The following is a 17,478-nucleotide window of genomic DNA, read 5'->3' as shown; positions in this document are numbered from 1 at the left end:
GTTTCGGCAGCTGACGAGCCTTTCCAGATCTAGGCGTCTAGCGCAGCATGATGCTGGCCATCGGTGCGAAGGGCGGACAGCAGACAATTGCTGCTCGCGCGAAAACATGAAAACTTTGGCAATTAGCATCTAATTGATCAAAGAGCACTGAATGCATGTTCTGGTTGCTTGCGAAGTGGCGTTTGACGAACGAATAATAGGAAAAGTGTTTTGTTGAATTTTGCGAAGATAAATGCCTTTGATCAGGGCCAACGAGAGTCCTTTGAAGAGCTTCTTTGCCTGCTGGCTAAGCGACAACGCCCTAATGGAGCAGAAGAGTTCCAGCGGATTGAGGGGAGCGGTGGGGATGGTGGAGTAGAGGCCCTTTGGATACGTAACGACGGATCGAAGTTAGGCTATCAAGCCAAGTATTTTTTACAGCTTGGCTCTAGCCAGTGGGCACAGATTGATGAGTCTGTGAAGCGCGCGCTGGAAGTACATCCAGAACTCACGAACTACGTGGTGGCTCTACCCATCAATCTTACCCATAAGCGTCAGTACAAGGGAGCTGGCAAATCCGCTTGGGAAAAGTGGGAGGCTAGAGTTGAGAAGTGGACAGGCTGGGCCCAAGAAAAGGGGTTGAGCATTAAGTTCGAGCCTTGGACAGCAACCGACATCAACGAGATGCTCCTCCAAGAAGGGAATAACGGTCTCTTGCGACATTGGTTCGGGGAGCAGGTCCTTGGTGTGAGTTGGTTCGAGGAACATTTTCTTATAGCGAAAGGCTTGCTGGAAGAAAGGTACAGTCCCTCCGAACACGTCCATACATCGCTAGAGGCTATGTTTGATGCCATGGTTCGTGGGCCATCCACAATGGCAAACGTTAGAGAATGCTATGCTGAATTAGGAAATCAGCGTGTTACATCAATAAATTTTACCAAGATTTCTCAACAGCCCAGCCAGTCGGACATTGATCTTGCAGAGAAGGCTTGGCTTGATTTACTTGATACAGAGGATGCCTTCTCATCCAATTTTCGGGATAAGTGGCACATAACGACGGTTCGAGATGCGTTGGAGGCTTTCCGTGAAGCGCTTCGACCATTGGAAGCCGTTTTGACTGCTGTCAGGCAGGATTCCGAAGCAGACTCAGAGAAGCATCATCTTAATGAAATCAATTCATGGATGTCGAGTGCTCATAGTGCGATCAACAAACTCAAGTCGCTTACAGATAGTAATAACTTGCGAGCAGAGCGTGCCCGATTCGCGATTGTTACCGGCCCTGCGGGAGCGGGAAAGTCGCACCTGCTTGCGCATGTAGCTGATAACCGGCTATCAAATGCGGAGCCAACCGTTCTTTTAGTTGGACAGAGTTTTTCTGACACAGAAGTCTGGGGGCAGGTCGGTGCTCTACTTGATATTCAGGAGGGAACTTCCGCTGAAATTTTGGGCCTTCTGAGTGTTGCCGCTGAGCGCCAAGGTAAACGCGCGCTAGTGATGATAGATGCTATCAACGAGGGTGTGGGGGCTGAATTCTGGCGAGATCGAATTGCAGGTTTGTTAACACAAGCGAAAGACTATCCATACTTGGCACTTGTGTTCTCTTGCCGTGAAGAGTATTTGTCTTTTGCTTTTCCAAAATCGATTATCGAAAAGGCTTGCACCTTTCGAGTAGATGGCTTTCAAACCATTCAGGAAATGGAAGCGGCAGCAGAAAAGTATTTGGACTCCAAGGGTATAGCCCGACCGAATACTCCATGGTTATCTCCGGAGTTTCGGAACCCACTTTTTTTGAAGAGCACCAGCGAAGCGCTGAAGGCAAAAGGCGAGGTAGAGTTTCCCAAAGGGCTTCACGGAATTTCGCAGTTGATGTCATTTTACCTAGACTCGTTGTCAATGCGTTCTGGACTGATGAGCATTGATCACGATCTCTTCGCAACGGCCATTAAGAAAGCCGTCCAATCAATAGCAGGAAAAATGGTCGAAACCGGAGAAGACTTCGTGGAGTTTTCGGTAGCCGACCAAATCGTAAACAAGGAGTTTTCACAGCTTTCCAAGCCAGCGAATACGACTTGGTTGGTTGTTCTGACCCGCTCCAGCGTGCTACGGCGTGACCCTCCTCCTTTCAGTGAGGAAAGCGATCCACTGAACCCTTTGCAGGATCGTATTCGGTTCGCATTTCAGCGCTTTCAAGATCATCTAATGGCGCAAGCAATCGTTAATCAGCTAAATAAAGACCGACTGTGTGCTGCTTTTGATCCCGGTGGCGAGTTGTTGTTTTTGTTCTTCGATGGTGACGTTAGCAAAGGCTTCTCATACAGCCACGCCGGGCTTCTAGGGGCTATTTCTACACTTTATCCAGAGCACTTTTCCGTCGAATTCGCGGACACCCTCCCTGAGGGAATAGACCTTTTTTCAGACAACCACATTCTGCAAGAATCCTACGAAACAAGCTGCAAGTGGCGTCGTTTGGGCGCATTTACGGATCGCAGCCTGGAACTACTTAACGAGCTTGATGAGAATTGGGTAGATAAATTGGCACTGTTAGTCGAAGTGTCTATGACTATTGATCATCCTTGGAATGCTACATTCCTGCATGATTGGCTGATCAAGCATACAATGCCAGATCGCGACAGCTATTGGACAAATTGGGTCAACTGGGCCAGCACTGAAGAAGGAAACCAAATCGATCGTCTCATATCCTGGGCAAATGGGGCGACGAGTGCTGACACTAGGCATCTTGAACTTGCTGGGTTAGTACTGGCTTGGTTTCTCACTTCTTCCCGTAGGACGACACGGGATCAAGCTTCAAAGGCTTTAACATCGATTTTTTTACGCCAATCCAAAGTTTTCCAATTTGTTTTAGCGAAGCTGGCAGATTGTAACGATTCATACCTTATAGAAAGGGTGTATTCTGCTGCATTCGGATCCTGTTGTATTGATCAATCGGGAGAGCGCCTAAGCTCCTACTCAGGCGCTGTATGGAAGGCTGTTTTCGCGGACGGCGAACCACCAGTTGCTCTGTTAACTAGGGACTACGCGCTAGGTATCATCGAGCTTGCAGAAGCTAGAAACTGTCTGAGCACGGACATCGATTTGGGGCGATGTAAACCGCCTTACAGTTCTGCTCCTCCAGAATTCGACCTTACTTCTGAAGGAATTCAAGAGATTGCAAAGGGGCGTGGGTCAGAGGCGATCTTCAATTCTGCGTCAAGCGAATGGGGGGACTTTGGAAAATATACAATCCCTGGCCGCGTTAGACCCTTTCTTACTGCACCAGTGACCGGCTCTTTGCCAATGTCCGTCGACGAAGTTAAGAAGAAATTCGTCGAAGACATCATCTCGCCCAGTGCGGAAAGGGTAGAGGCGCTTGATGCATTTGAGAAAGTTCGCTCTAGACCGTCTGTATGGATGCTAAAGTACATGACTGATCAAGAAGTATCCGAGGAAGAGGCGGAAAAAAAAGAAAATGAGGCTGTGGAAGAGCTACTGGCTTCACGTGCTAGAGTAGAAGGACTCTTGTCGGAAGCCGAGAAATTAAGATTTTCGAAAGACTACCTAAATGAGGGTGGAAGTCATTCTAAGTACGAACATGTCGACATTCAGCAGTGTAGGTTATGGATTACCAAGCGGGCATATGAACTCGGTTGGTCAAATGAACTATTCCCGCGAGACGGTCACGGTACATATGGTTCTAGGTATGAAAATGACTTGGAAAGGATCGGCAAGAAGTATCAGAGGATAGCGTTGGACGAAATCGCAGCACGGTTGTCTGATAATTTTTGGTGCTTGAACGAATGGCCAGAGTTTCCAGTTATATACAAGTATTCTGACCAGAATTTTCGCAGGGATGTTGAGCCAACGATACTGCCTACTCTTTCTCGTTTTTCAGCGCGGTCGGAAGTCGGCGAAGACTGGATGGTTGAGCCTAAAGTGAGGCTGACCGAGGTCTTAGAAGAGGACCTCAAGGCTTGGCCTTTCCAAGAAGATCCGGTCAAGAATCTGCAGGAAAAGTTGCATCGTATTGATTTAAAAGGAAAGAGATGGCGAGCCCTCTATGAATTTAATTGTGAAAGACAAAACTATCCCGAACCTCGGCGAGGTTTGCATGGCGCTCGATACGAAGAATTCCGCTTTCTGTATTGCGTGTTTATAAAATCAAATGATGTGGATGGCTTTGTTGAAGACTTGAAAGAGCACCAGTCTTTGGATGTTTTAGATTTACAACCGCGCGAGCAAACAGATGGTCCTTTCTTGTTGGAGGCTTATTGGAGGGATACTTGGAAGTCGGAAAAATTCTCTGAATATCTTCGAGGCTCATCAGGAATAAAATTCTCAAACACCGTGGCAAGGTACTCTTGGGAGAGCCATTTGGATAAAACAATCCAAGAAGGTTTTAGAGAGTATATGCCGCAGAGATGGCTGGCAGAAGACTTAGGTGTCGAGCTTGCAAAAAATAGCACGAGGTCCTGGGTCGACGTCGATGGCAACGAGCTGATCAAGGTTTTAAGTTCCGTTGAAGACAAGTCTGCGGTTTTGATATGTGAAGAGACACTAAGAAAGTACTGCGCGAGAGAAGCAGTAACCCCAATTTGGCTGTTGATTGGAGAGCGCAACACATGGCCTGCTGGTAACAATGACCAAAGTTGTTGGCGTCGGTCCGAAGGTGCTTGGTGGCAGTCGAGCGGTGAGTGGAAACGCGTCGCATGGAATCATGACACCGAGAGATGAGGTTGCTCGAAATGTTATAAAGAAGCGTTTGACCTGGATGCGGTCTACTGGGAATGCTCGGAGTCCCAGAAGTCTGCTTTTTGAACCTGCGTCGCAGCGCGAACCATTTAGACCAATGTCTGCTTCTGGCTGAAATCGGATGAGGCAGGCCCCGTGGCGATGTTGCCAACGGGGCGCATTATATCCGCTGGTCTTGTAGCCAGTAGTCGATTGGTATCCTCTTTGGCTTGTCAGTCGGGTGATTTCAACTTCACGAGCCTGAGACGCAGCGCATTGGCGATCACGCTCACCGAGGAGAGCGACATCGCGGCAGCGGCGATGATCGGCGACAGCAGCATGCCGGTGAAGGGGTAGAGGATGCCGGCGGCGATCGGCACTCCCGCGGCGTTGTAGACGAAGGCGAAGAAGAGGTTCTGGCGGATATTGCGCATGGTCGCCCGCGACAGACGGTGCGCCTCGACGATGCCGGTCAGGTCGCCGCGCAGCAGGGTCACGCCGGCGCTCTCGATGGCCACGTCGGTACCGGTACCCATGGCGATGCCCACGTCGGCGGTCGCCAGGGCGGGGGCGTCGTTGACGCCGTCGCCGGCCATCACCACCACGCGGCCCTCGTCACGCAGGCGCTGCACCACGCGTCCCTTGTCCTCGGGCAGCACTTCGGCCTCCACCTCGTCGATCCCCAGGCGCCGCGCCACCGCCTCGGCAGAGGTGCGGTTGTCGCCGGTGAGCATGACCACGCGAATGCCATCCGCCTGCAGCGCACGAATGGCCGCCTCGGTGGTCTCCTTGATAGGGTCGGCGATAGCCAGCAGGCCCGCCAGGCGGCCGTCCACGGCGGCGAAGATCACGGTGGCGCCGTCGCCGCGTAGCCGTTCGGCCTCGTCCTGCTGCGCGGCAAGGTCCACTTCCTCGCTCTCCATCAGCAGGCGATTGCCCAGGGCCACGCGATGACCGTCGACGTTGCCCACCACGCCCTTGCCGTTGGGGGAGTCGAAGTCCGTGGCCTCGGACAGCGTCAGTTCCTCCTCCTTGGCTCGCTCGACGATCGCTTGGGCCAGGGGGTGCTCGCTGCCGCGCTCCAGCCCCGCGGCCAGCTGTAACAGTTCCCTCTCGTCGAAGTCGCCTGCCGTTACCAGCTCGGTCACGCGGGGCTTGCCCTCGGTGAGTGTGCCGGTCTTGTCGACGACCACGGTATCGACCTTCTCCAGGCGCTCCAGCGCCTCGGCATCGCGGATCAGCACGCCGGCCTGGGCCCCACGGCCCACGCCCACCATGATCGACATGGGGGTGGCCAGCCCCAGGGCACAGGGGCAGGCGATGATCAGCACGCTGACGGCGGCGATCAGGCCGAAGGCCATGGGCGGCGCCGGTCCCCACAGTGACCAGGCGATGAAGGCCACCACGGCCACCAGGATCACCGCCGGCACGAAGACGCCGGCGACCCTGTCGGCTAGCCCCTGGATGGGTGCGCGGCTGCGCTGGGCGCTAGCCACCATCTGCACGATCTGCGACAGCATGGTGTCGCGGCCCACCTTGTCGGCGCGCATGATGAACGAGCCCTGGCCGTTGATGCTGCCGCCTATCACGCTGCCGCCAGCCTCCTTGCGCACCGCCAGCGGCTCGCCGGTGACCATCGACTCATCGATGTTGGAGCGCCCCTCCAGAACCTCGCCGTCCAGCGGCACCTTGTCGCCGGGGCGAACGCGCAGGCGATCGCCGACCTGTACTTGGTCGAGGGAGACTTCTTCCTCCTGGCCGTCATTGTCGAGTCGCCGCGCGGTGGCCGGCGCCAGATCGAGCAGGGCGCGAATCGCCCCCGAGGTTTTCTCCCGGGCACGCAGCTCCAGCACCTGACCGAGCAGGACCAGCACCACAATTACAGCGGCGGCTTCGAAGTAGACCGCCACCGAGCCATCGGCCTGGCGGAAAGTCTCGGGGAAGATGCCGGGCACGGTGGTCGCCAGCAGACTGTAGACCAGTGCCGCCCCGGTGCCGATGGAAATCAGGGTAAACATGTTGAGGCTGCGCCGCACGATGGAGCGCCAACCGCGCAGGAAGAAGGGCCAGCCCGCCCAGGCGACCACCGGCGTGGCCAGCAGGAGCTGGATCCAGTTCGAGACCTGCGGGGCGATCAGGTGATCGAGGCCGAACACATGGCCGCCCATTTCCAATATGAACACCGGCAGCGCCAGGACCAGCCCGATCCAGAAGCGTCGCGTCATGTCCTTCAGCTCTTCGGAAGGCCCGGTATCGGCGCTGACCGTCTCGGGTTCCAGCGCCATGCCGCAGATGGGGCAGTCGCCGGGGCCCTCCTGACGGACCTCGGGATGCATCGGGCAAGTGTAGATCGTGCCAGGCGGCGCCGGTTCGGAGGGTGTGTCGTCGCCCTGTAGGTAGGCGTCAGGGTCTCCTTCGAAATTCTGCCGGCACTTGGCAGAACAGAAGTACCATGTCTTCCCGTCGTGAGAGGCGCAGTGGTCGGTCTGGTGAGGATCGACCTTCATGCCGCAGACGGGATCCGTCACCTCATGCGCGTGTTCCTGGGTCATGCTCACTCCTCCCTGCTGCTGTTCCCCTTCGCATCATGCGAAGGGACATGGTGGTCGGCGTCCTGCGCGGGACGCGTGGAAAGAAAGGCGTATTCCGCGATCAGAATGATCGCCATCGCCGCGGCGGCAACGTACAGCACCAGCGGGTCTGTGGTGGCCTTGACCCAGAGGAAGCCCGCCAGCACCAACAGATCGAGGCCGATCGCGGTGACCAGGATAGCCGGGTGGGCCGCCACGGAATCGCGAAGATGGCGAAACACTCCCCAGTGGATGGCGATGTCCATCACCAGGTAGAAGATGATGCCCAGGGCGGCGATGCGGCTCAGGTCGAAGAACGCCGTCAACATGAGGCCGAGCACGATGGTATAGACCAGGGTGTGCTTCTGGATGCTGCCAGGCATATGAAAATGGCGATGAGGCACCAGCTTCATCTCGGTCAGCATCGCCAGCATCCGCGACACCGCAAACACGCTGGCGATGATGCCGCCTGCCGTGGCCAGCATGGCGAGGAGGACGGTGAACCAGACGGCGGTCTCCCCCAGGGCGGGGCGTGCGGCCGCGGCCAGCGAGTAATCCTTCGTCGCGATGATCTCCGTCAGCGACAGGTTGCTGGCGACGGCAAAGCCCACCAGCGCATAGATCGCCACGCACAGGGCGATCGAGACGATGATGGCCCGGCCAACGTTACGGTGCGGATTCTGGATTTCGGCGCCACTGTTGGTGATGGTGGTGAACCCCTTGAAGGCCAGGATGCCGAGCGCGGTTGCCCCCAGGAACCCTGAGACGCTGGGCGCCGGTGCTTCGGTCGTCGTCCGGATGCCGATGGCGTCGGCCACCAACATGCCCACCACGCCAAACAGGATGATGCCACCTATCTTGATGACCCCCAGCACCGATGCGACCCCCTGGATCATCTTGTTGGCGGATAGGTTGATCAGGAAGGCCGCGATCAGCAGGCCGACACCCAGCAAAGGCACCAGGAGGGACCGGTTGCCGCCATCGAACAACTCCAGGGTGTAGGAGCCGAAGGTCCTCGCCAGGAAGCTCTGGGCGATCACCATGGAGAAGTACATCAGCAGCGCATGAAAGGCGGTGGGCAACGTGGGCCCATAGGCCTTGTGAAGGTACATGCCGATGCCGCCGGCGGACGGATAGGCATTGGACATCTTGACATAGGAGTAGGCGCTGAAGCCGACGATCATGGCCGCCGAGAGGAAGGCCAGAGGAAACAGCTCACCGGTCATCTCCGCCATCTGTCCGGTCAGCGCGAAGATACCGGCGCCGATCATCACTCCGGTCCCCAGGGCGATGGCCCCGACAAGGGAAAGGCTGTTCTTCTTGTATTGCGGCGATCTGTCCATGCTTCACCTTTCGTTTCAACGTCGTAGATGGCGGGGCAGTGAGGTACGTGCTCGGGTGTGCTAAGGGCCAGCACTTCCTATCTTAGAACCCTTGTGTCGCCCAAGGGTCAATCGGCGTCTTTCAGGAGGGCGGCGGTGCCGATGAAGTGGCGAGAGGAGATCCACTGAATCATCAGGAGCAAGACCAGCCACTGCGGCAGGGGCATGAGGCCGGTCCCCAGCCAGAGCAGGGTGGGCATCATCGGCGAGTAGCTCCAGCGCTGGGCGATGACGGTGGCGGTGCCCCTCCAGTCCCACCGTTATAGCCAGGGCATGCCCAGACAGTGGCAACTGCAGGAATTCCCAGGGCACGTTCAGCAGAAACGTGAACAAGACCACTGCCACTCCGGCCACAAGAGCCATCGCCTCGGCCATTGCACACGCGTCATGTCGCGCTCCCGCTCAACGACTCGCCTTTATGTGAATCAGTGACAGCTCCAAGGTTTCTGCTTGGCATTGTCCTTCACGTTCTGGTCGATGAAGCGGTAGTAGTCCTCCTTGATCCGGTTCCAGCGTCCGGCGCTGATCCCTACATTATGCCGTGCCAGTACCTCCTCGATATCATCGATACACAACCGCTTGGCATCGTAGGCCAGGCGGAGCTTACGGTGGTCCGGGTCGTAAGACACGACGTCGAGGCCAGACAGCGAGTCGATCTCGGTCACTGCCGCCGAGATACGTTCTGCCGCGTCGGGCTTTATCTTCAGCTTTCGAGTGACCAGCGACGCTTCTGAAACGCCAGGGCGATGATCGTGATGTGGCATGGTCAACCTCCTTCCTTCGCTATCCAGGATTCAGTTACCGTCGCCTTGATCATGCCGGCCACCATGGTGGCGATGCAGGAAGAGGTGCATGAGGGGGCAGGCGATCAGGAACAGCAGCGGCAACCCCTGATAGAGGTGCAGCTGATGGCCTGCCGCCATCAGGTAGCCGCCAGTGGCGATGATGCCTGCCAGCGGCAGCCAGGCCATCGTCAGGCGCTGTTGTGCTCTCTTGTTCATGGGTACCTCCCGGTGGCATCTCCTGTAATGACTGCCAGTGTGGCGGCACTGACTGAATCCAGGCTGAACGTGATGGCTGTCATGGTTGACCCGGATCAATCCAAACGCCGGACGCCAGAGGCGACGACGCCACCGCGGAGGGTGGCGTCGCGGGCGAGATGGATTAGCGGGTCAGAACATCAGCCTTGCGCCGGCGACGACACCGGTATCCTCGGTGGGATCGCCATGATGCCGGGCGATGTCGGCGGTATCGCCGTATTGCTTCTCCCAGTAGGCGCCAACATAGGGCGCAAAGCGCCGGGTCACCTCATAGCCCAGGCGCATGCCGACGCGCACCGAGTTGAGCCCCTCGCCGACGCCGAATTCCTCGACCTCGCTGGCGGCCAAGGCGATCTCGGTGCGCGGCTGAAGATAGAGACGCTGGGTCAGGCGCAGATCGTACTCGCCCTCAAGGCTCGCTGAGACGTCAACCGCGTCGCTCACCTGCAGTGCTAGGTCGGTCTCGATGCCGTAAGGCATCACACCCTGCAAGCCGATCACCCCGTAGCCGCGCTCGGCGTGGTCATCGGAGAAGACGCCGCCTTGGTAACCGACACCGCCCTGCAGCTCCCAGAAGTCGGCGATCAGCCGGCTGTAGAGCAGCTCCAGCGATTCGAACTCGGCATCCTCGCCATCGTCCTGAACGTTCTCACCCTCGGACTTCAGGTAGACCCGGTTGACGTCCCCGCCATACCAGGCCTGGAAGTCCCAGACCAGCTCCTCATGGCCCTTGTCGGGCACGGCGTATTCGAGTCGGTCGAACAGCGCCATGGCCATGTGGTGCTCGGTCATGGGGGCGGGCCAGCCCTCCGGGGCATCATAGCCGCCATCGGCCTGGGCGACGGAGAGCGTGGCCGTGGCCAGCACGACACCGGCCACGATCATGGGGATTCTGGTATTCATGCCTTCTCCTTACGAGACCTTGACGACCCGGAACATGCCGGCATCCATGTGATAGAGCAGGTGGCAGTGGAAGGCCCAGCTGCCCTCGGCGTCGGCGGTGATCAGCGCCGAGACACGCTCGCCGGGCTTGACGTTCAGGGTGTGCTTGCGCGGGATCAGCTCGCCTTGGCCGTTCTCCAGTTCCATCCACATGCCGTGGAGGTGGATGGGATGCTCCATCATGGTGTCGTTGACCAAGATCAGGCGAAGCCGCTCGTCCTTCTCGAAATGGATGGGCCCCGTCACCTCGCTGAACTTCTTGCCGTCGAAGGACCACATGTAGCGTTCCATGTTGCCGGTGAGGTGCAGCTCCAGCTCACGTTGCGGCTCGCGGCGGTCCGGCCAGGGGGTGAAGGCCCTGAGGTCGCGGTAGACCAGCACCCGGCGCGTGTCGGGATCGATGCCGATACCGGCCTGGTTGTAGCGAGAGCCTGGCTGCGCCGCCCCTGCCGCCAGCATGCCATTGGCGTTCATCCTGTTCTGTTCACCTGACATGCCCCGCATGTTGCTGTGGTCCATGCCCTGCATGTCCGAGCCGCTCATGTCGGAATGATCCATGCTCTGCATGCTGGAGTGATCCAGTCCCTGCATGTCCGAGCCGTTCATGCCGGAATGATCCATACCCTGCATGTCTGAGCGGCCCATCCCGGAGTGGTCCATGCCCTCCATGCCGTGGGCCCCCATGGCCTCCATGCCGCGGTCGGCAATCTTGCGTCGCTCGGGGATCTCGGCGGCCATGCCCTCGCGCGGCGCAAGGGTGGCGCGGGCGTAACCGCTGCGATCCATTGCCTCGGCGAAGATCGTATAGGCCGTGTCGTCCTCGGGCGCGACCAGCACGTCGTAGGTCTCGGCCACCCCTATCCGGAACTCGTCGACCGGTACCGGCTGCACCGGCTGACCGTCGGCTGCCACCACGGTCATCTTCAATCCGGGAATACGCACATCGAAGTAGGACATCGCCGAGCCGTTGATCACCCGCAGGCGGACCCGCTCGCCGGCCTGGAACAACGCCGTCCAGTTCTCTTCGGGGGAATGACCATTGAGCAGGTAGGTGTAGGTGCTGCCGGTGACGTCGGCGATGTCGCGCGAGCTCATGCGCATCTTCGCCCACATACCACGCATCTCGGCGGTGGCAGCAAAGCCTTTCTCACGCACGTCTGCGAAGAAGTCGGCGATGGTGCGCTCCTGGAAGTTGTAGTAGCCCTCGGCGGTCTTCAGGTTGCGGAAGACCGACATGGGGTCCTCGAAGGTCCAGTCGGTGAGCAGCAGCACATGCTCACGGTCGTAGCGGAAGGGCTCGCGCTCGGCGGCATCGATAATCAGCGGACCCGCATGGCCGAGCTGCTCCTGCAGGCCGGAGTGGCTGTGATACCAGTAGGTACCGTTCTGGCGAACGGGGAAACGGTAGGTGAAGGTCTCGCCCGGCGCGATGCCGGGAAAGCTCACTCCCGGAACGCCATCCATCTCAGGCGGCAGGATCAGGCCATGCCAGTGGATGGACGTGGGCTCGTTGAGCAGGTTGGTGACCTTGAGTACGGCGTCCTGGCCTTCCTTGAGTCGGATCATCGGCCCGGGGCTGGTGCCGTTGATGCTGAACGGCCGTGCCTCCTTGCCGTCGATCAGGATCGACTCCCGGCGGATGGCCAACGACACCTCGGGGCCTTCTTCGACTCCTTTAGAATAGACATTGGTCTGACCCCAAGGGTTGGCCCAGGCAGGGCGCAGGCCAAGGGCGGCTGCCGAGCCGATGCCCAGTGCGGCCCCACCCTTGAGCAACTGTCGGCGCGACAGCGGATGCGTAATGACGCTGGAACGTGCCATGTGTGACTCCCGTCGATGTCAGAATGCGCCATCATGACGGGGAAAGCTGAATCACGCCTGAAAATGCCAGGTTACGGCGCGTCCTTTGCGAAGGATACGTGAAGTTCCACGCTCAGGCCGCCTAGGGGGCTGTGCCCGAACTGGACCTTCGCGGCATAGCGTTTCAAGAGCTGGTTCAGTATCGACAGGCCCAACCCATAGCCAGGACGTGACTCGTCCAGGCGCCACCCGCGCTCACCGAGATGGGCGAGATCATCATTTGCCACCCCGGGGCCGTCATCCTCGACCCGCAGGCTAAGGCCATGCTCCAGGCCTATCTTGCAGCGAACCTCCTCGGTCGCCCATTTGCCGGCGTTGTCCAGCACGATGCCGATCATCTCCGAGAGGTCCTGCGACTCGATGGGGATGCGGTGGCTAGCGCCCTCAGGCATCTCCAGCATGAAGCGCTTGTTCGGGTAAAGGGTGCGGAACATCTCGATCAGTCGACAGGCTTCGCGACAGGGATCGGCAAGGCGTCCGGCATTGGGACCGGCGATGCGCGAGCGGCGAAGCTCGGCGCCGAGCTGAGTGTGAATTTCCTCCAGGCGCTCCACGAGGCGTTGGCGACGCGAGGTATCGATGGGGCGAGAGCCGCGCAGCACCTGAATGACGGCAGCCAGGGGTGTCTTCAGCGCGTGAGATAGGTTGGCTACCGAGTCCCGGGAGCGTTGCAGGCGGGCATCGATCTCATCCATGAAGCGGTTGAGCTGCCCGACCAGACTGTCGAGCTCGGACGGGACGTCCAGAGAAAGACGATCGCGCTCACCGGCCTGCAGCTCACTGAGCTGGTCGCGTAGCCGCGATAGCGGCACCATCCCCCGGCTGACGGCCAGCAGGTTGAGCACCACCAGCAAGAGCAGCAGGCTGGCGGCAATGCCGCCGACCCACCAGTGCAGACGATGAAGACCCGCCTCCACCTGGGAGAAGTCCTCCCCGATCAGCAGCACCCCCTGTGTGTTGTCGAGGGTGAAGGGTTGACGATAGACCAGCAGGTGCTGACCAGCCTCACGCACCTCGACCAGCGCCTCGTCCCTGTCCAGCAGTGTCAACAGCGCTGCATGCCAGCGTGGATGAGAGGCCGAGACCTCTTCCCCCAGGCGCAGTACATAGAGGTGATGGAAAATCTCGAAACCGCGGCTGGCCGAGTCCAGGAAGCGGGCGGTGGTCAGGTGGTCGCGGCGCAGTTGCTCGATGGCGTGATCGGCCTCGCGTTCGAGCCGTTCCCCCAGGAAGTCCCGAGCCAGGTCATTGAGCAGTATCCCGTGCAGTAGCCAGGTCAGCCCGGTGACCAGTAGGGCGATCCCCGACAGCCACGCCAGCAACCGGATGCGCAGGCTGCGACGATCAATCCGCAACGAAGACATAGCCCTGGCCGCGACGGGTCTGGATACTTGATTTCCCAAGGTAGCGGCGTAGCCGTGCGATGTAGACCTCGATGAGGTTGGGAGCGGCGGCATCCTGCGACAGGGCGTAGAGCTGGTTGAGGAGGTGCTCCTTGGAGAGCACGCGCCCCGGATGGTGCATGAAGTAGCGCAGCAGAACGAACTCGGTGCCAGTGAGGGGGTGCCAGGGGCCTTCCGCCATCCGGACGCACTGGTTGGCTTCATCCAGGGAAACGCTACCGAGCGTGAGATCCCGGGAAAGCCGCCCCGACTTGCGGCGCAGTAGCGCCTTGATCCGGGCGATGAGTTCGGCTTCGTGGAAGGGTTTGGTCAGGTAATCATCCGCCCCGCCTTCCAGCCCGACGACCTTGTCTTCCCAGGTATCCCGAGCCGTCAGAATCAGCACTGGCAGGCCCTGGCCCGATTGGCGCCATCGCTTGAGCAGGTCGAGACCCGAGCCATCGGGAAGGCCCAGGTCTAGGATCGCTAATTCGTAAGCCTCGGTAGCCATGAACGCCTCGGCTGCTTTCAAGGAGGTGGCTAGGTCAACCCGGTAACCACTGTCCTTGAGAGACTCGACTAGGCTCTCTGCCAGCAAGTCGTCGTCTTCAAGCAGTAAGAGCTTCATGCGTCAGAGTCACCCGCCAAGGTTGATCTCCCCGAACATCCCTGATTCGTAATGGCCGGGAATATTGCAGGCATAGACGAGCGTATCCACGTCAGCGGGAGCGGTCCAGATCAGCTCCGTCGTCTCGCCCGGTGCCAGGGTCATGGACGGCATCTTGCCGCCATGCGCGCCCTCCGCCATGTCATGACCGCCGTGACCATCGTGGCCATCGCCATGGCTATCTCCCATCGCCTGCATCATCTCACGATGCGCTTCCTGGGCCTCGGCATCGCCGATCACGAATTCGTGCTGCAGGTTGCCAGTGTTGGTGACTCTGAAGCGAATGGTCTCTCCAGCGGTGATGTTGAGCTCCTCGGGGCCAAACCACATGTCGCCCGCTTCGATCTGGACGGTACGGTCGACTTTGGCATCCGGCGTGGCCGAGTGGGAGCCACCATGTTCCCCGGCGGCGATAGCCGAGGCAGCAGCAAGGCTAAGTGTCATGGCCAGCAGTGACTTGCGCATCATCAAACCTCTTATGTCGTATCAGGGGAGCCTTCGTTATACCTCAAGAACCTGAACTGAGACTGAACTTTAAATCCCTTGATCCTTGGGTAACACCGAGGTCGTAGACTCATGGTACAAGCTCGAAACATCCCCCTGTCGAGAAAGATCTTCCTGCCACGAGAAAGATGAGGAGAAGGTTTATGGTCAAGCACAAGCGGATTCTCGTCATCGCCCTGGCCGCGGGCCTTGGTATCGCCGCCAGCGGCGCCGTCTCCACCCATCGCCCGCCGCGTCGTCCGGCGTCCGCCTCCTAGGTGGGCGCCATACCGGTGACCCTTCCCTTGCCCTGGATCATGTCGCGCGCCATCCCGATCGGGGCACAATGATTCGACGAAGAGGAGGATCCTCGCATGGCCGGCACCTTGCGCTACCCGCCGCACACTCGAAGCACTCGCCTGATGGCGATGCTGCTCGCGGTGCTGCTGCTGCTCGCGGTGCTGCTGCTGGTCGCCAGCCAGCCTGGCCATGCGGCAATGGACGACAGCTGTGCCGTCGATTGCGGCGCTTCCCAAGTCGATATGCTCGATCATTCTGGCGCCGTCTGTGGTGCCTGCGCGGCACTGAGCGCATCTCCCTTCGTCCCCCGCGTCCCACCGGACGCCCTCGCCGACCTCTCTGACCCGGCCGTGGTCGAGTTCATCGCCCCGCCGCCCCGAGAACCTCCCAAGTCCTGACGATGCCTGGTTTCTCGGTAACGACGTATTTGCTCGTTACCGGCTCACCCACTCTTTACGTCAGGAGCCACACCATGTACGCCAACGACTGTTTTGCCCTGATGGGTTCGATGGGCTGGATGAGCTGGCTGATGCCCCTGGGCGTCATGCTTCTGCTCGGTCTTGGTATCGCCGCCCTCAGCAAGTATCTCTTTACGTCTCGTCGTTCCCGGGAGGATCGCTCATGATACGTTTTGCCCCCACGTTGCTTGTCTCCGCTGCGCTGCTGATCGGCGCCGGCACTGTCCAGGCCGCTCTGCCCGATGCGGCGACCCTCTATAAGAATCCCCAGTGTGGCTGCTGCGACGAGTATGCCCGCCAGCTTGAGGCGCTTGGCGTCAGGGTTGCCATCGTAGACGACGTACCAATCGGTCAGCTTAAGGAGCGAGCCGGACTTCCCTACGGACTGGGTTCCTGTCACACCATCGAGATGGGCGAGTATGTCATTGAGGGTCACGTGCCCTTCGAGGCAGTGGAGCGGCTCTTCGAGGAGCAACCCGACACAGACGGTATAGGCTTGGCGGGTATGCCCATCGGCACCCCGGGTATGCCTGGTCCAAAGCAGGATGACTGGAATGTCTACCAGTTTCGCGCTGTTGAGGCTCAGCCATATATGACGTTTTAACGTCTTTAGGTAATGGTAACTGCCCGGGTGAGGCATCTCCCGGGCAGTTATCTCCATGATGTCTGCTTCTGGCCGACAGCGGAAATCTATTAGCTGGAGATGCCTATGACATCTCCGAATGTGTCTTCAGGCGAAGACCGCCCATTCGGGCGGTTTTAGGTTGAACACTTCTATGCGGCAAACTGGAGGCCGCATCGGCTTTCTGTCGGCACTCACTCCCGCTCACTCTTGGTGGAACGCAGCAGCACTCGGTCCATGCCGCGGGTGCTCAGTATCCGCTTCAGCGCTGCGAACAGATGCGTAGGCACCGTTACTGCGTAGCGGGGGCGCGGGCGTGGGTTTTCCAGCGCGTGGATCAGCTTTTTCACCACGGCTTCGGGGCCGAGGGTGAAGGCGCCACCACTGTCGCTGCCGGCTAGCCGCGCTTCTACCTTCTGATAGGTGTCGGCATGGGCGCTCGCGGCGGTATCGATATGCGCCTGGAAGGCGCGGTAGGCATTCTCGCGGAAGCGGCTGGTGATAGGGCCGGGCTCGATCAGGCTGATATGAATGCCGCTGCCCTTGAGCTCCATGCGCAGGGTATCGGTGAGGCCTTCAAGAGCGAACTTGGAACATACGTAGGCGCCGCGATAGGGCAGGGCGGCAATGCCGAGTACTGAGCTATTCTGCACGATGCGGCCGTGCCCCTGGGCGCGCATCATCGGCAGCACCAGGGTAGTGAGCTCATGGGTGCCGAGCAGGTTGGTCTCGAGCTGTTTGCGCAGCACATTACGGCTCAAATCTTCCACGGCGCCGGGCTGGCCGTAGGCGCCGTTGTTGAACAGCGCTGTCAGTCGCCCGCCGGTGCGCTCCCGCACTGTTTCCACTGCGGCCTGAATCGAGTCGCTGCTATCCAGATCCAGCGCTAACGCCTCAAGGCCTTCTTCTTCCAGCCGCTTAACGTCGGCCTCGGCCCGCGCCGTGGCGAAGACCCGCCAACCGCGCTTCGACAGGGCATGCGCTGCGGCATAGCCGATGCCGCTCGAGCAGCCGGTGATCAGTATGCTGCGCGTGGCGGTGTCTAGGGCCTTTGTCATCCTGCTCTCC

16 protein-coding genes are annotated in these 17,478 nt (G+C 59.2%); 5 read left to right on the top strand and 11 right to left on the bottom strand.

What is annotated here, in order from left to right; translation table 11 throughout:
• The first annotated feature begins 210 nt into the window (after window positions 1-210).
• Entirely contained in the window at window positions 211-4,707 is a 4,497-nt protein-coding gene (locus HF027_RS01195; RefSeq protein ID WP_168012076.1) for an NACHT domain-containing protein, read from the top strand.
• Between the two features lie 230 nt (window positions 4,708-4,937).
• Here HF027_RS01195 and HF027_RS01190 read toward each other — a convergent pair whose 3' ends face one another.
• The 10 genes from HF027_RS01190 to HF027_RS01145 form a co-directional block, all read right to left on the bottom strand.
• Window positions 4,938-7,256: a heavy metal translocating P-type ATPase gene (locus HF027_RS01190; protein ID WP_168012074.1), complete on the bottom strand. Its 2,319-nt coding sequence runs from the start codon at window positions 7,254-7,256 to the stop codon at window positions 4,938-4,940.
• A 2-nt stretch (window positions 7,257-7,258) separates the two neighbouring features.
• Entirely contained in the window at window positions 7,259-8,617 is a 1,359-nt protein-coding gene (locus HF027_RS01185) for an APC family permease (RefSeq protein WP_168012072.1), read from the bottom strand.
• A gap of 107 nt (window positions 8,618-8,724) precedes the next feature.
• Entirely contained in the window at window positions 8,725-8,859 is a 135-nt protein-coding gene (locus HF027_RS15735; RefSeq protein ID WP_280730164.1) for a hypothetical protein, read from the bottom strand.
• A 222-nt stretch (window positions 8,860-9,081) separates the two neighbouring features.
• Window positions 9,082-9,420, bottom strand: a complete 339-nt coding sequence (locus HF027_RS01175) for a cation transporter (RefSeq protein WP_168012070.1) — start codon at window positions 9,418-9,420, stop codon at window positions 9,082-9,084.
• Window positions 9,421-9,450: 30 nt separating this feature from the next.
• On the bottom strand, window positions 9,451-9,657 hold the full coding sequence (locus tag HF027_RS01170; RefSeq protein WP_168012068.1) for a DUF2933 domain-containing protein: 207 nt from the start codon (window positions 9,655-9,657) through the stop codon (window positions 9,451-9,453).
• A 171-nt stretch (window positions 9,658-9,828) separates the two neighbouring features.
• Complete coding sequence (locus tag HF027_RS01165) at window positions 9,829-10,599, bottom strand: copper resistance protein B (RefSeq protein ID WP_168012066.1); 771 nt, start codon at window positions 10,597-10,599, stop codon at window positions 9,829-9,831.
• A gap of 9 nt (window positions 10,600-10,608) precedes the next feature.
• Window positions 10,609-12,459 (bottom strand): copper resistance system multicopper oxidase, encoded by a 1,851-nt coding sequence (locus tag HF027_RS01160; RefSeq protein ID WP_168012064.1) that lies wholly within the window; start codon window positions 12,457-12,459, stop codon window positions 10,609-10,611.
• A gap of 71 nt (window positions 12,460-12,530) precedes the next feature.
• Complete coding sequence (locus tag HF027_RS01155; RefSeq protein ID WP_168012062.1) at window positions 12,531-13,862, bottom strand: ATP-binding protein; 1,332 nt, start codon at window positions 13,860-13,862, stop codon at window positions 12,531-12,533.
• Window positions 13,843-14,508, bottom strand: a complete 666-nt coding sequence (locus HF027_RS01150) for a response regulator transcription factor (protein ID WP_168012060.1) — start codon at window positions 14,506-14,508, stop codon at window positions 13,843-13,845. Before HF027_RS01150 ends, HF027_RS01155 begins: the two co-directional genes overlap by 20 nt.
• Before the next feature lie 9 nt (window positions 14,509-14,517).
• Window positions 14,518-15,015, bottom strand: a complete 498-nt coding sequence (locus HF027_RS01145) for a cupredoxin domain-containing protein (RefSeq protein ID WP_168012058.1) — start codon at window positions 15,013-15,015, stop codon at window positions 14,518-14,520.
• Window positions 15,016-15,179: 164 nt separating this feature from the next.
• On the opposite strand from HF027_RS01145, the gene HF027_RS15730 reads away from it, so the two are divergent.
• From HF027_RS15730 to HF027_RS01130, 4 genes are all read left to right on the top strand, one after another.
• Window positions 15,180-15,308 (top strand): hypothetical protein, encoded by a 129-nt coding sequence (locus HF027_RS15730; protein WP_280730163.1) that lies wholly within the window; start codon window positions 15,180-15,182, stop codon window positions 15,306-15,308.
• Window positions 15,309-15,404: 96 nt separating this feature from the next.
• Window positions 15,405-15,728, top strand: coding sequence for a hypothetical protein (locus HF027_RS01140; protein ID WP_168012056.1), 324 nt, complete (start codon window positions 15,405-15,407; stop codon window positions 15,726-15,728).
• A gap of 74 nt (window positions 15,729-15,802) precedes the next feature.
• Window positions 15,803-15,955, top strand: a complete 153-nt coding sequence (locus HF027_RS01135) for a hypothetical protein (protein ID WP_168012054.1) — start codon at window positions 15,803-15,805, stop codon at window positions 15,953-15,955.
• The gene (locus HF027_RS01130) at window positions 15,952-16,392 is read left to right on the top strand and encodes a DUF411 domain-containing protein (RefSeq protein ID WP_168012052.1); all 441 of its coding nucleotides are present in this window, start codon (window positions 15,952-15,954) and stop codon (window positions 16,390-16,392) included. The genes HF027_RS01135 and HF027_RS01130 overlap by 4 nt, the downstream gene beginning before the upstream one ends.
• Window positions 16,393-16,604: 212 nt before the next feature.
• Here the strand turns inward: HF027_RS01130 and HF027_RS01125 are convergent, their stop codons facing one another.
• A complete protein-coding gene (locus HF027_RS01125) occupies window positions 16,605-17,468 on the bottom strand; it encodes an SDR family oxidoreductase (protein ID WP_168012050.1) in 864 nt (287 codons plus the stop codon).
• Between the last annotated feature and the right edge of the window lie 10 nt (window positions 17,469-17,478).

The organism is Halomonas salinarum (assembly GCF_012062845.1).
Lineage (GTDB): Bacteria > Pseudomonadota > Gammaproteobacteria > Pseudomonadales > Halomonadaceae > Onishia > Onishia salinarum.
The sequence above is the reverse complement of the archived record's forward strand: the minus strand, read 5'-3'. Positions and strand labels throughout refer to the sequence as shown.

Bases quoted from the DNA above. Each gene is read 5' to 3' on its own strand.
- HF027_RS01190 (WP_168012074.1), bottom strand. From the start codon at position 7,256: ATGACCCAGGAACACGCGCATGAGGTGACGGATCCCGTCTGCGGCATG.
- HF027_RS01185 (WP_168012072.1), bottom strand. From the start codon at position 8,617: ATGGACAGATCGCCGCAATACAAGAAGAACAGCCTTTCCCTTGTCGGG.
- HF027_RS15735 (WP_280730164.1), bottom strand. From the start codon at position 8,859: ATGATGCCCACCCTGCTCTGGCTGGGGACCGGCCTCATGCCCCTGCCG.
- HF027_RS01175 (WP_168012070.1), bottom strand. From the start codon at position 9,420: ATGCCACATCACGATCATCGCCCTGGCGTTTCAGAAGCGTCGCTGGTC.
- HF027_RS01170 (WP_168012068.1), bottom strand. From the start codon at position 9,657: ATGAACAAGAGAGCACAACAGCGCCTGACGATGGCCTGGCTGCCGCTG.
- HF027_RS01165 (WP_168012066.1), bottom strand. From the start codon at position 10,599: ATGAATACCAGAATCCCCATGATCGTGGCCGGTGTCGTGCTGGCCACG.
- HF027_RS01160 (WP_168012064.1), bottom strand. From the start codon at position 12,459: ATGGCACGTTCCAGCGTCATTACGCATCCGCTGTCGCGCCGACAGTTG.
- HF027_RS01155 (WP_168012062.1), bottom strand. From the start codon at position 13,862: ATGTCTTCGTTGCGGATTGATCGTCGCAGCCTGCGCATCCGGTTGCTG.
- HF027_RS01150 (WP_168012060.1), bottom strand. From the start codon at position 14,508: ATGAAGCTCTTACTGCTTGAAGACGACGACTTGCTGGCAGAGAGCCTA.
- HF027_RS01145 (WP_168012058.1), bottom strand. From the start codon at position 15,015: ATGATGCGCAAGTCACTGCTGGCCATGACACTTAGCCTTGCTGCTGCC.
- HF027_RS15730 (WP_280730163.1), top strand. From the start codon at position 15,180: ATGAGGAGAAGGTTTATGGTCAAGCACAAGCGGATTCTCGTCATCGCC.
- HF027_RS01140 (WP_168012056.1), top strand. From the start codon at position 15,405: ATGGCCGGCACCTTGCGCTACCCGCCGCACACTCGAAGCACTCGCCTG.
- HF027_RS01135 (WP_168012054.1), top strand. From the start codon at position 15,803: ATGTACGCCAACGACTGTTTTGCCCTGATGGGTTCGATGGGCTGGATG.
- HF027_RS01130 (WP_168012052.1), top strand. From the start codon at position 15,952: ATGATACGTTTTGCCCCCACGTTGCTTGTCTCCGCTGCGCTGCTGATC.
- HF027_RS01125 (WP_168012050.1), bottom strand. From the start codon at position 17,468: ATGACAAAGGCCCTAGACACCGCCACGCGCAGCATACTGATCACCGGC.